Origin of the sequence: Borrelia puertoricensis (genome assembly GCF_023035875.1) — a bacterium.
GTDB lineage: Bacteria > Spirochaetota > Spirochaetia > Borreliales > Borreliaceae > Borrelia > Borrelia puertoricensis.
The window spans coordinates 915363-927759 of record NZ_CP075379.1 but is presented as its reverse complement, the minus strand read 5'-3'; the positions used below and the strand labels follow the sequence as shown (position 1 = coordinate 927759).

General features: G+C 30.0%; 12 protein-coding genes and 1 pseudogene. 3 read left to right on the top strand and 10 right to left on the bottom strand.

Going from position 1 to position 12397, the window contains the following annotated elements; genetic code table 11:
- Nucleotides 1-158: 158 nt before the first annotated feature.
- From bpuSUM_RS04355 to bpuSUM_RS04335, 5 genes are all read right to left on the bottom strand, one after another.
- Nucleotides 159-881 (bottom strand): hypothetical protein, encoded by a 723-nt coding sequence (locus bpuSUM_RS04355; RefSeq protein WP_247065075.1) that lies wholly within the window; start codon nucleotides 879-881, stop codon nucleotides 159-161.
- A 148-nt stretch (nucleotides 882-1029) separates the two neighbouring features.
- Complete coding sequence (locus tag bpuSUM_RS04350; RefSeq protein WP_247066175.1) at nucleotides 1030-1359, bottom strand: P13 family porin; 330 nt, start codon at nucleotides 1357-1359, stop codon at nucleotides 1030-1032.
- The gene (locus tag bpuSUM_RS04345) at nucleotides 1329-1559 is read right to left on the bottom strand and encodes a hypothetical protein (RefSeq protein ID WP_247066173.1); all 231 of its coding nucleotides are present in this window, start codon (nucleotides 1557-1559) and stop codon (nucleotides 1329-1331) included. The genes bpuSUM_RS04350 and bpuSUM_RS04345 overlap by 31 nt, the downstream gene beginning before the upstream one ends.
- Before the next feature lie 276 nt (nucleotides 1560-1835).
- Nucleotides 1836-2792, bottom strand: coding sequence for a hypothetical protein (locus bpuSUM_RS04340; RefSeq protein ID WP_247066171.1), 957 nt, complete (start codon nucleotides 2790-2792; stop codon nucleotides 1836-1838).
- A 56-nt stretch (nucleotides 2793-2848) separates the two neighbouring features.
- Nucleotides 2849-3460: a hypothetical protein gene (locus bpuSUM_RS04335; protein ID WP_247065082.1), complete on the bottom strand. Its 612-nt coding sequence runs from the start codon at nucleotides 3458-3460 to the stop codon at nucleotides 2849-2851.
- Nucleotides 3461-3533: 73 nt separating this feature from the next.
- Between bpuSUM_RS04335 and bpuSUM_RS04330 the strand changes: the two genes are divergently transcribed.
- Both bpuSUM_RS04330 and bpuSUM_RS04325 read left to right on the top strand, forming a co-directional pair.
- Nucleotides 3534-3761, top strand: a complete 228-nt coding sequence (locus bpuSUM_RS04330; RefSeq protein WP_247065084.1) for a hypothetical protein — start codon at nucleotides 3534-3536, stop codon at nucleotides 3759-3761.
- 189 nt (nucleotides 3762-3950) lie between these two features.
- Nucleotides 3951-5738, top strand: coding sequence for a phosphoglucomutase (locus bpuSUM_RS04325; protein ID WP_247065086.1), 1788 nt, complete (start codon nucleotides 3951-3953; stop codon nucleotides 5736-5738).
- 69 nt (nucleotides 5739-5807) lie between these two features.
- Here bpuSUM_RS04325 and trpS read toward each other — a convergent pair whose 3' ends face one another.
- From trpS to bpuSUM_RS04310, 3 genes are all read right to left on the bottom strand, one after another.
- Nucleotides 5808-6863 carry a tryptophan--tRNA ligase gene (trpS, locus tag bpuSUM_RS04320; protein WP_247065088.1) on the bottom strand — a complete coding sequence of 352 codons (1056 nt, stop codon included), beginning with the start codon at nucleotides 6861-6863 and terminating at the stop codon, nucleotides 5808-5810.
- 2 nt (nucleotides 6864-6865) lie between these two features.
- Nucleotides 6866-7939: an AI-2E family transporter gene (locus bpuSUM_RS04315; protein WP_247066169.1), complete on the bottom strand. Its 1074-nt coding sequence runs from the start codon at nucleotides 7937-7939 to the stop codon at nucleotides 6866-6868.
- Nucleotides 7940-8035: 96 nt separating this feature from the next.
- Complete coding sequence (locus bpuSUM_RS04310) at nucleotides 8036-8893, bottom strand: hypothetical protein (protein WP_247065091.1); 858 nt, start codon at nucleotides 8891-8893, stop codon at nucleotides 8036-8038.
- Between the two features lie 102 nt (nucleotides 8894-8995).
- Between bpuSUM_RS04310 and bpuSUM_RS04305 the strand changes: the two are divergent.
- Nucleotides 8996-9157 (top strand): annotated as a pseudogene (locus tag bpuSUM_RS04305) (diadenylate cyclase CdaA); the annotation flags it as partial.
- Nucleotides 9158-10031: 874 nt separating this feature from the next.
- Here bpuSUM_RS04305 and arcC read toward each other — a convergent pair.
- Nucleotides 10032-10964: a carbamate kinase gene (gene arcC / locus bpuSUM_RS04300; RefSeq protein ID WP_247066167.1), complete on the bottom strand. Its 933-nt coding sequence runs from the start codon at nucleotides 10962-10964 to the stop codon at nucleotides 10032-10034.
- A 17-nt stretch (nucleotides 10965-10981) separates the two neighbouring features.
- On the bottom strand, nucleotides 10982-12397 hold the full coding sequence (locus bpuSUM_RS04295; RefSeq protein WP_247066165.1) for a YfcC family protein: 1416 nt from the start codon (nucleotides 12395-12397) through the stop codon (nucleotides 10982-10984).

Genomic DNA, 12397 nt, shown 5'->3' with positions numbered 1-12397 from the left:
ATATTTAGTTTTTATTAGTATAAGAAATAAGAAAAATTAGATATCAAATCATTCATTATACAAAGCTAACCAAACAAATAAAATCGAAATAAACTTTCTAACCTATTCCATAATTCTTGTATCTCTTCTTTTAATCCTTTTTCCTCCAATTCTTCTCCCTATATATTTTTTAAAGATCTAAGCAAAACCTCAATGGTTGCCTCAATCTTTCTGGCATAATCATCAGCAGCCCTACAGTCTTCCTCAGCTTTTTGTTTAACTTCTCCTGCTTTTTTCCAAGCGTCAATAGCAACATCCAATTTTTTTTCAGCATCAAAAATTCTATTATCCTTATTATCTTCAACGGATACAGAATTCTTAATTTGAGCAAGTTCAGAAATAGCTTGATCCAAAGCCTTATCAGCTCTATTATACTCTTCAATAGATTTAGTCCAAATATCATAAAATTTACCAACCATATCTCCAGCCGCAAAGGACATTTTATAAAGATTTGACAGAGTCTTTTCATTATATCCACACCACCATTGCAATTTTTTAAATTCATTATCAAAATTTTCCAAAGAAGGTATATTAAAACCAATTTCATCTTTTTTCTCATTTTGAACTTCAAAAATTATATCCTCTTGACCTACATTAACATTTTCTTCCTTAATTTCATCAAGTTCAAAATCTTGCTCCAAAACCTTATTACCATCTCTATTGAAGGGAACGCTACCAATATTATCCTCAACAATACCATCATTACTAATCTTACTGATAATATTTCTTAAACTTTCACCATGATTACAACTTGTAATAAATAAAACTAAAAACACTATTGATAATAAACTTACCTTGCGTCCCATAATATACATTTCATTTAATTGATGTATAAGGATCATAATATGTCATTATATTGCAACTTTATAAAATAAAGCATAATTTCAACAAAAATTTAAGAATTACATATTCAATACGGTTACCTTATTACAAGGTAACCGTAAGTAAACATATTAAAACTATACTCAAATTTTATTTTACATTTTATAATCAATACTTCTTAGTAAAAGCAAGTTCAAACGACAAACCAGCATTTTCGTTGAAATTTACTTCAAATTGGGGCTTAAATCCTCCCAAAGATATACCCAATTTTTCTCGAAGTTTCCTATTATAACTAGACGCATATGTAAAGGGACTTATTATCTCAACAATTCGTGTTATAAATAAAGTAATTCCACCTAAAGACACCAAAGATAATGCAAACGTTGGTGTTTCAATACCTTTATATTGAGAAAGAGAATATATACCACCACTAATCAAACCTACACCCAACATATCAAATCCTAAAATCAGTAATCCACCAGTAAAATTTCCTTGCATGAATGAACCTGTACCAAAACCCACAAAAAATTCAATAAAAAAGGCACTAAAGTATTTTGTTTATGAAGTTCATAAATCAACAACTTGTTATCCATATTACCTTCAGTAGCTACAGTATCAGAAGCAATCTCATCATAACTTTGGGCAAAACTAACAACAATACAAACAAAAAATAACATTAAAATTAATACTTGTTTCATAAACACCACCTTACCTTCCCAAAAAAATGCTCAACATTTTCATAATATCCATATTATAACATATAAAAACTTAATCATTCTCTTACCATGCTACCCATTTTGTTATAAATGTCTTATAACAAAAACTTTATTCATTAAATGATTTATTGCTTACTACTTCTATCCCATTCTTTCTATTTATTCTTCCTCTTTTTCATCATATTCTTTTCTTCTATTCTTTTCATTTCTTCTTCCTATTCTAGTTTTTCTCCTCTATAGAATATCTCTTGCAACAAATCACCAATCTCTTTTTTCCTCTTTTTCAACCTCTATAACTGCATCATTACCATTTTTACTATTGATCAGTCTATTAAATACCTTGTAAAATCTTTCTGCTGTCATTTCTTCTTTCGACAAATTATAATTTGTCAGAACAAGAAGAATATGCGATACAGAACCTATCAAGATACTATATTCTCTTACTTTCTGCGTAAGATTTATAACTTCTTCCGTAGTCGAATATTTGTCAAAAATAAGGCGATTTCTCGGCTCCGCAAATTTACCACTTAAGGGAAATAAAGTAGAACATGACATTCTGCCTAACATATTCAATAAATCTCTAATAGCAGGCCGATATCGATTATATAGCCTCAACCTCTCTGATGCATCCATACTACGATAAGCGGACTCAGAAACACTACGAGGGGGATACATTGTATATATTGCAAATGCTACAGCATAAATAAGCGCAGGATGATACCTCATAGAAGCATAAATAATTTCTTCATTGAAACTATATCCCCATTCTCTTACGTCAAATATATTATCAAAGACCAAAAACGGAAAACCTTTTCCTGCATGATTAACAGGTTCATAACGTTTAATATCATGTCTAAATGTATAAAGCTCTTCTCTTGCTTCATAAAATTGTTTTAAAGCTTCCTCTTTCGTTGTTGCTTCTTGTTTTTCTAGATCCTCTAAAAATAAATCGAAATCTATCGGCTCAACAATTATATCATTTTGTTCACCTGAAGGAGGAGGAACATCAGGAGGAGGAGGAACATCAGGAGGAGGAGGAACATCAGGAGGAGGAGGAACATCAGGAGGAGTAACGACACCACTAGGAGGATGGACCATTTTATTTGACCTAGCTCCAAATAATTTTTGAGCTAAACTTCCTTCTTCTCTTATTTTTGCATTGTAACCACAACTTATCACAAACACAACAAAAAACATTATACTTACTCTTACCATTAAAATTCTCCTTTTTTATATTCATTATAACTTCTATATTAAATCTATTAGAACTTTTAACTATTATTATTCAGCATATCATCAACATTAAGTACCAATCTTTGTTTCTCTCTTATAACCAAACCTCTATTCATTAAATCCGATAGATAATTCCTTATTCTATAATACGATAAATTCGTATCTCTCTTAATGTCCCTCAAAGACTTTATGGTACGATTATCATATTCTAAATTAGATGCAATAAATTCAAGTGATTCATCAACACTTTTAGACGGTTTTTTATTCCCTCCTACACTCTGAATGCGACTACCTTGTACCTTTTTAACCTTACTTCTTGTAGATAATGGAACAGAGTGTAATAACTTTTGTTTGTAAAACTTATGATAAGCATTCTGTATTATACAAAATACCATTGCTAAAAATATATCTAGACATACAGACAATAATAGTAATGAATAAACAAAAATTATATTAAGATAATCATCACTAGCAATAACAACAGACGTCCCATTCAAAACATTAGCCGCTTTAATGCGATTATTATTTATAGCTGTTATTTCAATCAAATTACTAAGTTTAAAACGCAAATCCCTTAAAGATTGTAAATGCTCATCCCTTTGATTAAACAAAATCTTATTCTCTTTGGTTGCATTCTCAATTTCTCTCATGTAATAATTATAGGACTTGTAACAAAATCTGTAAGTTCATGGATGAGTTTTGAGAGTTTTTTTAGCTTGATGTTTGAAGATACTATTAGGTATACTTAGGTATACTGTTGTAAGTATTAAAAAAAGTCAAGGAGAAAAGGAAGAAGGGATTCGTAAGCTACTCTCTAGTAAAGAGAGAATAATTGAAGGTGAAATATCTAGTATTGATATTAAGATAAAGAATAATAATGATCGTATAGAATTTGCCAAGAATAAACATTTGAGCTTAGATTATACATATAAAACTATGAAGCAAGATTAATACAAATAATTGCTACTCTCTCTAAGAACGCAAACACTGAAGCCCTAGACACACCTTCAACCACACGCTTCCTTAGTAAACATAAGAAAAGCAATAAATAATGTCTATTGTAATAGAATATGTTACTATAATCATAGTACTACAAATAAAGACAAATATTAAATAAAATATACTAATGAACAGAAAAATATGCTAAAAGGGTATACATTAAATATGACAAATCTAAGAGATGCTATTAATGAAATGATACTTTCTCATTCAGGATTTAGAAAGATATTTGCAAAATCAAAAAATGAAAATTCAATAGAATATGAAATAAATGATGACGACAAAATATTGGTTGCTCTTATAACCTTTACAATATCAAATTATTTTAAAGATAAACCAAGAAAATACATCAATGTTGGATTAGATTCAAGAGCAACAGGAAATATAATCTCAGAGATAATAATTAAAACCTTAATTTTAAATAATAACAGTGTAAATTTTTTTGGAATACTCCCAATACCAGAAATCTTAGCCTATACAAAAGAAAATCAAAATTCAAAAGGATTTATATACATTTCTGCCAGTCATAATCCTACAGGATATAATGGCATTAAAATTGGATTAAATGATGGAGGAGTGCTAAATTCAAATGAAACAAATAAAATAATACGTCAGATCAGATCCAACATTGAAAATGAAACTTTAATAAACAATCTAATAACAGGCTTACAAAAGTTTAATACCAATGCTATGCAATTAAAAACATATGAAGCAATTATCACTTCACAGGCTAGACATAAAACACAATCTTATAACTCATATAAGTCATTAATGCAACAAATAATATATTCAGATACACATAATCAAAAAAACATTGACATACTAAAAAAGACTATAAAAAAAGAACCTATAGGAATCATAGGAGAGATGAATGGTAGTTCTCGCATTAATTCAATTGATAGGGAAATGATTGAATCTTTGGGAATAAAATTGGAATTTCATAACACAGAAATTGGTATCTTTAAACATGGAATGACTCCTGAAGGGACATCTTTAAACATGTGCAAACAAATATTAGAACAAAAATTTAAGAATGACAATTCTTTCAAATTAGGATATGTCCCTGATTGTGATGGAGACAGAGGCAATTTGGTCGCAATTTTAAAAAAAGAACAAGCGAGTATCATTACACCACAAAAAATATTTGCACTCTCAGTACTCTCAGAGCTTAGCTATCTTTACCATACGGGAATTAAAGACAATTTAGCTGTCGTAGTTAATGATGCAACCTCACTAAACATTGAAAAAATAGCCTCGTTATTTAACACAAAAGTTTATAGAGTGGAAGTTGGTGAAGCTAACTTAACAGAAATGGCTGACCTTTTACGAAATAAAGGATTAATAGTAAAAATTTTGGGAGAAGGATCAAATGGGGGAAATATTACATACCCTTCAAAAGTAAGAGACCCACTAACAACTCTCTTTAGCATCATAAAATTGCTTAAAATCAAAAATCTTTACAAAATATGGTGTTCAATATCTAATAATTCATATAATGAACACTATACTCTTGAGGACATATTAAAGACAATCAATTTTTATAGCAATGTAGAAGTATCATCAGAAAAAGCCATGCTTAAAATAAAAGCAAAAAATCAAGAAATACTAAAAACCAACTATGAAAAATTATTAGAAAAAGAATTCAACAATAATACCGTATTACAAAAACTACCAATACATAATTATGAAATTATAAATTATGAGGGTATTAAACAAACTCTATCTAGAACAGGTGACTCATCAGGAGGGCTTAAAGTTTTATTTAAAAATAATAAACATGAAATAATTGCTAGTTTATGGTTCCGTGGCTCAAAAACGGAACCAATATTTAGAGTATTAAGTGAGGTCATATCTGAACATAATGATTTACTATATCCTCTCTTAGATTTTCATACAGATTTAATACACTCGGCTAACTCTTTAACCTAATTAACATACAGAAATTATGACACAAAATTCAAACAAATTGATTTCTTATGGTTAATTACGCGGTACAACTTACATACTTGGATTATTTTTTAAAATTTTCTCTACATTTCTTCTAACCCCATCCCACGTCTTTGATATACCCATCAAATTTTTAGCATTTTTTATAACTTCTACTGCAACTTTTCTAGTTTTACTTGTCCCTTCAAATATTATTTCATCAATATAACCCTTTTTAGCTTTAAAAAATTTTCTTCTCTCTCTAATTGGTATTAAAAATTGATTTAAAACCTCAAAAAGCCTCTCTTTAACTTCAACATCTCCAATTGTACCCTTCCTATACCTAGTTTTAAACTCATAAAGCTCATCAATATTACTATTAAAAAGATCATGATAAATAAAAACAGGATTACCATCAACTTCTCCTGGTATATCTGCTCTCACTCTTTTTGGATCTGTAAACATAGACATAACTTTCTTACGCAATAATTCCTCATCATCACTTAAAAATATCGCATTACCAAAACTTTTACTCATCTTAACCTTGCCATAAATTCCCACAAGAGCCTGAGAATCTGTAAAGACAGCTTCAGGGATTGGAAAAAAATCTCCATAAAGATAATTAAATTTCCTAGCAAGTTCTCTTGTAAGTTCAATATGAGCCTCATTATCACGTCCAACTGGAACTAAATTAGCCTTTGTCATCAAAATATCCGCACTCATAAGAACAGGATAACCCAAAAGTCCATAAGGAATCTCAGATAGTCCAGCAGCAATACTCATGTCCTTGATACTAGGAATCCTTTGCAAACGATTAACCATTACAATCATTGATAGTACTAAATTTAACTCTAAAAGCTCAGGTATAGCTGATTGCAAATAGATATTAACTTTTTCAGGATTAATCCCACACGCCAAATAATCCAAAACCATTTCTCTAACATTAACAGATATTTCATTAATGCTTTTTAAATCTGGTTTTGTAGTAAGAGTATGCAAATCCGCTATAATAATATAAGTCTCATATTCCTCCTGATACTTTAATCTATTAACAATAGACCCAACATAATGCCCTAAATGAAGAGAGCCTGTAGGTCTATCCCCTGTAAGCATAACTTTTCTCTGCAAACCTAACTCTCCTTATTATTATCAACACTTAAGATCTTTGAACCACTTAAAAACACAGAAAAAGGTTTTAAACACACTATATTATCTACTATTACTTTTATAATCACTGTAAAAGGATAGGCTATTAAAAGTCCCACAATACCCCAAAGCCATCCCCAAAAGAAAAGAAAACAAAGCAGTAAAAAAGGAGAAAGATCAAGCCTATGTCCTTGCATCTTAGGCTCAAGAATATTCCCAATCAACATTTGAACAAATGTATTATATATAAATATATAAAAAACCAAATTTAAATTAGGATAAAACTGTACTAAAGCAGCTATCACAATAAAAAAAACCGCCAAAATTGAACCTATACTTGGAATAAAATTAAAAACAAATGTAAGAACCCCCCATACACGAGGAAAATCTTGTCCAAACAACTTTAAACCTATAAACACTAAAAACCCTGTAAGACAACTAACAAAGAGCTTTATTCCCAGATACTTACTAATCTGATTATTTATTGTACTTAAAGCCTCAATAAATATACTCGAAACAGATTGTTTAAAAGCATTTTTAACCTTGATATCAAAAATGTGTATTTCTGATAGTAAAAAATATAACAATAAAAATAATACAACCAAACTACTTGCAAATCCAATAATCTCATTAGATATCCGAGTTAAAAAAGGATAAATATATTTAGAAAAATCTATATTGCTAATAATATCACTATCTAACTTATATTTTTCAAGAATATCTACCATAATAAAAATTAACTGCTTCTGATAATAAGGTAATTGATCAATTAATACAGTAACACTATAATAAACAAAACTAAAAACCAAATAAGAAAATGAAAAAAGAACAAAAAAAATTACAAAAACTATTAAAACTCTTGGGATCTTTAGTTTTTTAAGAAAAGTATAAATGGGATATACCAAAAACCCAAGAACCACCGCAATAGCTAAAGGTTTAAATATTGTTTGTGCTATTTTTAAAATAGCAATTAACATTACAATCAAAGCTACAACATAAAACACAGACTGTAATTTAACAAACTTTAATCTATCAGTTGATTTTAGCTCTAAAGACATCTCATTGCTCCTTCAATATATCTTAATTATTATGAAAAATATTTAAAAACAAAATCAATATTCACTCACGAATATTTGCCAAAATTTAAAATCAATTTATATATTTAAATGAATCTTTTCCATTATCCAATTATATAACTTAGTTCCCTTACTATAATTAGCTTCGGCTAAATCCCCTACTCTTTTCTCTTTAACTAGCCTCTTAGCATTCTCATCATTGCCATGATAAACCGTCAACGTATTTTTATAATGATTTAAGCTGTTATTCAAAATTTCAAAGGCTGGAATATCATTAAAACCATCTGCAATATAAAACATATTTTCAAAAGGAATCTCTCTTCTACCTTTAGGAATCCTCTTATTAATTTTATCATAAGATCCCTTATTTAGCTCGAAAATTACCCGGGTTTTTATTGTATGATCTACGAAATAACATACGCTACTTAAAACAACATTTTCTGAAAATTTATTATCTAAATTCTGATAAAAAGGCATAAGGTATGTGTCTATAAATTCACAAGCCCAAACCTTAGTAACATAAGGAGCAATACTACTTCCCAAAATCATCTGCCTAAAACCACTTGAAACAACATAAATATTTATCACAGTAGCTGACTTCTTTAAACTTCGATTTATTTCATCGATTTCTTTAAACAAAGAAAGAACTCCTTCAAAAAATCTCAATTTTGAGCCCAATTCAAATAATATTTTATTATTTAAACCTTTAAAAATACCTTCCCTGACATATGTTAAAAAATGTGACAAATATATCATTTCATTAGCAATGATATTACAATAATTTTTATTATAAGTAATAGATAAATTTTCAACTTCACTCCAAAATAAACTAGCATCAACATTATACTCATCAAAAAGTACCTGTTGCATATTACCATAAATTAAAGTGTCATCAAAATCAAATATCAAAGCTATAATCTTTTCTTTTCTACCCATAAACAAAAAATAAATTTAAATCAACATTAACTCGTATTATAATATATACTTATATATGGTAAGATAATACCATATATAAGTATATATTGAATAAAAATGATTATGATAGATATAAGTAGTATAAATCAAATAAAAGATATTACATCTAAAGTATTAGATATAAGTTTAATCAGCATTTTAGTTTATTATATCTATAAAAATGTCATTAATTCTTATTCTGTAAATTTACTCAAAGGAATGATCATCATTACATCTATTGGTATCAATCACAAAAAACTACTAAATAAAACATAGCAAATATATTGCCAATTTATTGTGTATAAGTTGAGATAATAAGATACGATACCTCCCAAGCTAATAAAAAAACAAATTTTTCTGTAGCATTGGGTTGCCAACCAGTCTACTTAGCAAATAAAAGGGATTGGGAATTATGCGGATCTATTAGCTTTTTTGAGTTTGTTGCAGAAAAATTTTTCATATTTTAGCTCGTATAAATACTTTAATGGGGGTATATAATAATCTTATTGTTTAATCTGATCTTGAACAAGAGTCAATTAAGAGATAAGATATTTTAAGAAAAGCCGAAAGAAATAATGATAGAGAAACTTGTCTACTGTTCTTAATTGTAGGTTATGTAAGAAATTATCTACTTAGAAATGATAAATGGACTACCCATTCTTCATTTTCAAGTTTCACATTAACTATTTAAAATCTTTGATCTAAGGTTTTGGATTACTCAAATCTACCTATTAGAGTCTTAGAATCTATAGCTAGAATACCAAATTCAGTTTCTCAGATACTCTACCTACAGTAAGCGCCTGCATTCTCTACTGTAGACTTAACATGCCAACAAAAATAGTTAGAGTCTCTTTGGTCTAAAATTTTAAGGTAAGGAATAGGGTTTCTCATTACCTCAACTAATACACTAATATTATCGCTCGATCAGTCCTTATCTCAAGTAAAACGTGTATACAGACTATTTTCATTTAAACCTAAGCACTGCTTACTTGCAAAATACGATAAGAATTATCAACAAACATAGTAAAATCATAATCATAAAGAAATAATATAAATATGTTCTTACATCTACTATCAGTAGACATCTTACCCAACCATATAATAGTATCTATTACATTCCCTAACTAGTTATCATCGTGCCTCCCACACCATTTATTCCTTCAATAACTTTATTCAATGATGTAATAATTGCCTCCCTATTTCCTTTAGATTTTACAAATCCAATACTTGCCTCTACTTTAGGCAACATAGACCCTGATGCAAAATGTCCTTCTCCTATATATCTCTCTAAATCAACAATATTTACCTTGTCAAGTAAAATTTCATCCTTTTTGCCAAAATTTAATGCTACCTGATCAACAGCAGTAACTATCAATAATTTATCTGCTCCAATATCTTGTCCTAACCTAGATGACGCAAAGTCCTTATCAATTACTCCACTTACTCCTTTAATAATTCCTATGTCATCTCTTATAACAGGAATACCACCTCCTCCACACGCAATCACTATAAATCCTTTATTCATTAATTCACTTATCTCTTCAATTTCTATAATCTCAATCGGCTTAGGCGATGCTACCACTCGCCTATAACCTCTTCCACTATCTTCTCTCAAAATATATCCCCTACTTGCAAGCTCTTCCGCTCTTATCTTATCATAAAATGGTCCAATAGGCTTGCTAGGCTTCTTAAAACACTCATCTTCTTTATCCACCAAGACTTGCGTAAGCACTACTACTACTCCCCGTCTAATTCCTCGCTTACACATCTCATTCCGCAGTGCCTGCTCAATATAATACCCTATCATCCCTTGACTCATACCAACACACACATCAAGCGGTGCCAATGGTGTCTCTTTACACATCTCATTCTCTAATAAAATCCTTCCTACTTGCGGGCCATTACCATGACTGATAATTACCTCATAACCATACTCTATTAAATCTACTATCTCACATACACTGCTCTCTATTCTTGCCAATTGATCACAAAATGTTCCTTCTCCACCCTCTAACGCATTCCCCCCAAGACTTATTACAATTCTTTTACTCATACATACTCCCTAATTTTTTACAAATATACATTTGCCATTATCACTAAAATACATATTACAAATTCAATCACAAATATTGGCATTACAAATTTAAACCAACTACCATAACTAATCTTTGCTATACCCAATACAGCCATTATAACTCCACTTGTTGGGGTTAATAAATTAACTAGACCTGATGCTGTTTGCATACCCAACACAACTGATGACCTTGGCATGTCTAAAAAATCAGCCAATGGCGCCATCATTGACATTGTTAAACTTGCATGTCCTGATGATGAAGGCACAATAAACCCTATACACATCTGTACAAGTTCGTTTAACACTATAAATAGACCTTTAGGTACCCCATATAAAAATTCTGATGCTGCATTTAATATAGTTCCCGTAATCATTCCCTCATCAGCTATTATCATCACTCCTCGAGCCATGCCTATAATAAGAGCTGCTGTCATCATATCTTTAGCTCCCTCTACAAACGTTTCCCACATCTTTAATTCGCTCATTTTACATATAAATGCTGATAAAATTGCTGTACCAAGATATAACATCGTCATCTCTTGCATCCACCAACCAAGCTCCAAAATACTATATATTAAAAATACAATCATCACCCCATATAATACCAATACTATCTTTCGTCTATTTGTAAATTCAGGCATGACATTTTCCTTATCACCCATCTTACTTTTAACAAATAGATTATAATGACCTTCCCTTTGTTCATACACAATAGACCTCTTAGGATCATTCTTTATCCTAATCGCATATAGCAACACATACACTATAGCTACAGACACAGAAACTATATACAAAATAATACGAAAATAAAAACCATCCTTTATTTCAATACCAGCTATTGCTGATGCTATACCTGTAGCAAATGGATTAATAGTAGATGCCATGGTTCCAACACCAGCTCCCAATCCAATAATTGCAACAGCTACAATATTATCATAGCCCAAAGCTATTACTAATGGAATCATAATAAGATAAAATGGAAGTGTCTCTTCATACATACCTGTTGTAGTCCCTCCTATGGAAAAAATAAACATCATAAATGGTATCAAAAGTTTATCCTTATTTCCCATTTTTTTAATTGCTGCAGCTATCCCTGCATCAACCGCACCGGTTCCTAAAATCACTCCATAAGCTCCACCAACAATCAAAACAAATACAATAACTTCAACAGCATGCTCCATGCCTTTAGCCATTGCTGTTAAAATAGTAAAAATACCATCCAAAAATCCCCGAGAAACTCTTTCTACTGTATGATAAGTCCCCGCCACAACAACTTCTTGTAATTTTCCATTAACTTCTCTTGTTTCCTCAGAAAATTTACCAGCAGGCACTATATAAGTTAATATAGTCATAAACACTATTAAAGAAAATACTATAGTAAAACTACTTGGCATTTTATTCTTCTTAACCAT

Excerpts from the sequence above, each read along its gene's own strand:
- bpuSUM_RS04355 (WP_247065075.1), bottom strand. The coding sequence starts at position 881 with ATGATCCTTATACATCAATTAAATGAAATGTATATTATGGGACGCAAG.
- bpuSUM_RS04340 (WP_247066171.1), bottom strand. The coding sequence starts at position 2,792 with ATGGTAAGAGTAAGTATAATGTTTTTTGTTGTGTTTGTGATAAGTTGT.
- bpuSUM_RS04295 (WP_247066165.1), bottom strand. The coding sequence starts at position 12,397 with ATGGTTAAGAAGAATAAAATGCCAAGTAGTTTTACTATAGTATTTTCT.
- bpuSUM_RS04315 (WP_247066169.1), bottom strand. The coding sequence starts at position 7,939 with ATGTCTTTAGAGCTAAAATCAACTGATAGATTAAAGTTTGTTAAATTA.
- bpuSUM_RS04350 (WP_247066175.1), bottom strand. The coding sequence starts at position 1,359 with ATGCAAGGAAATTTTACTGGTGGATTACTGATTTTAGGATTTGATATG.
- arcC (WP_247066167.1), bottom strand. The coding sequence starts at position 10,964 with ATGAGTAAAAGAATTGTAATAAGTCTTGGGGGGAATGCGTTAGAGGGT.
- bpuSUM_RS04345 (WP_247066173.1), bottom strand. The coding sequence starts at position 1,559 with ATGAAACAAGTATTAATTTTAATGTTATTTTTTGTTTGTATTGTTGTT.
- bpuSUM_RS04325 (WP_247065086.1), top strand. The coding sequence starts at position 3,951 with ATGCTAAAAGGGTATACATTAAATATGACAAATCTAAGAGATGCTATT.
- bpuSUM_RS04335 (WP_247065082.1), bottom strand. The coding sequence starts at position 3,460 with ATGAGAGAAATTGAGAATGCAACCAAAGAGAATAAGATTTTGTTTAAT.
- bpuSUM_RS04310 (WP_247065091.1), bottom strand. The coding sequence starts at position 8,893 with ATGGGTAGAAAAGAAAAGATTATAGCTTTGATATTTGATTTTGATGAC.